Here is a 2,183-nt window from a genome sequence, read left to right as displayed (position 1 = left end):
TTATAATATGGATTTGGATAATAATGCACATTCAGTATTTTTGTTATATTATCATTTGATTATGGTTGTGAAATATCGCCGGAAAGTGATAGATGATGTAATATCAAACAGGTGCGAGCTGCGAAATCAGCATAGCTGATTTCCCCTAGTGCGCGGAAGGAATTCCGCAAACTTTGGTAAGCTGATAACAATACAGTAGGAAAATCCTATCAGGTAAGGTCTAACCAACCGCCTGTACCGAGTCCTTGGAATCAAAACGGTAACGTCAGGTTTAAGCGTAGGACAGGGAGCAACAGAGCCGAAACGAAAGTGAAGTGATTGAGCTGGGAAATTATTACGAGGTTGGAAATGGTCGATGTGTTCTGTTACGCAGTAGACAACACTGCTATGGCCGATATGGTGAGGCCACAACGGCATCCCCCAGTCTGAGAGCTTGGCGAGGTTGATGATAAGTATGTTATCGGAACAGCTGAGATCCTGTCATTTCCCCCAAGGGGTATGGAGACCAAAACAAAGAAATGCGTCAGGAATTCAAATGAGTGGCAGGAAGTCCGACACAGCCATAGTATCGGAGAAGTCTGTGAAAGCAGATGGAGAAAAGGGCTGTGCACTTTATAGCTTCAAGTAATTAGGAACTATGCAGACGAAAGAGAGCTGATGAACATGGTAAATGAGTTGCTTGGAATACAGTACAATATTGCAAAAGCAAACAGAACCGACAGAAAGGTACAGAATCTTGCGTCCTATATCAATGTAGATACGCTTCGAGCAATTCATAAAACAATGGATAAGAAGAAAGCATATGGAATTGACAAGGTAACAAAAGAGGATTATGAGCTGAATCTTGAGGAAAATCTTGCGAATCTTGTAAAACGGATGAAAAGCGGAAGCTATTGCCCAAATCCAACAAGGCGAGTCTATATTCCGAAAGAAACAAAAGGCAAAATGAGACCACTGGGAATCTCCTGTTATGAGGATAAACTGGTGGAGAATGCGATTGCACAGATACTGGAGCAGATTTATGAGCCAAAGTTTTATAATGAGAGCTTTGGATTCCGCCCAAACAGGAACTGTCATCAGGCGGTAAGAGAAATCATAGAAATGGTGCAGTATCGAAAGACGAACTATGTGGTGGAAGCAGATATCAAAGGATTCTTTGATAATGTAGACCATGAATGGTTGATGAAGATGCTGTCGCATGATATAGCTGACAGAAAATTCCTTGAAATAATCGAGAAATTTTTAAAAGCAGGAATCATGGAAAATGGAAAATATCTTGACAGCGAACGAGGAACCCCACAGGGAAACGGAGCCAGCCCGATACTTGCAAATATATATTTACACTATGTACTGGATAACTGGTTTGATGTAATCGTAAAGCGACAATGCAAGGGAGAAAGTTATCTTATTCGCTACTGTGATGATTTTGTTTGTTGTTTCCAGAACCGATACGAAGCGGAAGTTTTTAAGCAGAGACTGGAAGAACGCTTTGGAAAGTATGGGCTAGAATTAGCAGAGGAAAAGACAAAGATTCTGGAATTTGGGAGGTTTGCCAGGCAAAACCGAAAAGCAAGAGGAGAAGGAAAGCCAGATACCTTTGACTTTCTTGGCTTCACATTTTATTGCGGAATGGACGGAAAGAAGTGCTTTTACCGTTGTAGGGTAAAGACCAGTAAGAAGAAATTTCGGAGTAAAATCAAAGCAATGAAAGACTGGATAAAGGCACACAGAACAATGCCATTGGAGCAGTTAATTAAAACAATCAATGCAAAACTGAGAGGACACTATCAGTATTACGGAGTGACCGACAATACAAGGGAAGTGAAGAACTTTCTTACGCAAACAAAATGGCTGTTGTTTAAGTGGCTCAATCGGAGAAGTCAGAGAAGAGGCTATACGCAAGATACTTTCTTTAATGGAGTGCTTCGGACATTTCCGTTGCTTGAACCAAGTATCAAGGTAAGTTTGTTTTACAGATAGAGTATAAAAATATAAAGTGAAAAGCCGTATGCGTTAATAGCGCACGTACGGTTTTGTTTAGGGGTATGGGGAGTAATCCCCATATCTACTAGAGAGCGAAAGAAATATTTGAGTATATTGCACCGAATTATGGGATTACATTGGAAGAATGGAATCATGATGAGGATCATGTACATGTCATGTTCCGTGCGCAGCCGAAGAGC

1 protein-coding gene and 2 pseudogenes are annotated in these 2,183 nt (G+C 40.9%); all 3 read left to right on the top strand.

Annotated elements, in window-relative coordinates:
• Nucleotides 1–7: 7 nt before the first annotated feature.
• A pseudogene (locus ACTNB3_RS17695) lies at nucleotides 8–109 on the top strand (transposase); the annotation flags it as partial.
• A 548-nt stretch (nucleotides 110–657) separates the two neighbouring features.
• Nucleotides 658–1,980, top strand: coding sequence for a group II intron reverse transcriptase/maturase (ltrA, locus tag ACTNB3_RS17690; protein WP_441027271.1), 1,323 nt, complete (start codon nucleotides 658–660; stop codon nucleotides 1,978–1,980).
• A 95-nt stretch (nucleotides 1,981–2,075) separates the two neighbouring features.
• A pseudogene (locus ACTNB3_RS17685) lies at nucleotides 2,076–2,183 on the top strand (transposase); the annotation flags it as partial.

It is taken from the genome of Bariatricus sp. HCP28S3_D3 (assembly GCF_052065755.1).
Classification (GTDB): domain Bacteria; phylum Bacillota; class Clostridia; order Lachnospirales; family Lachnospiraceae; genus Allocoprococcus.
Note: the sequence above shows the minus strand (reverse complement) of the source record. Positions and strands in the feature narration are given on the sequence as shown.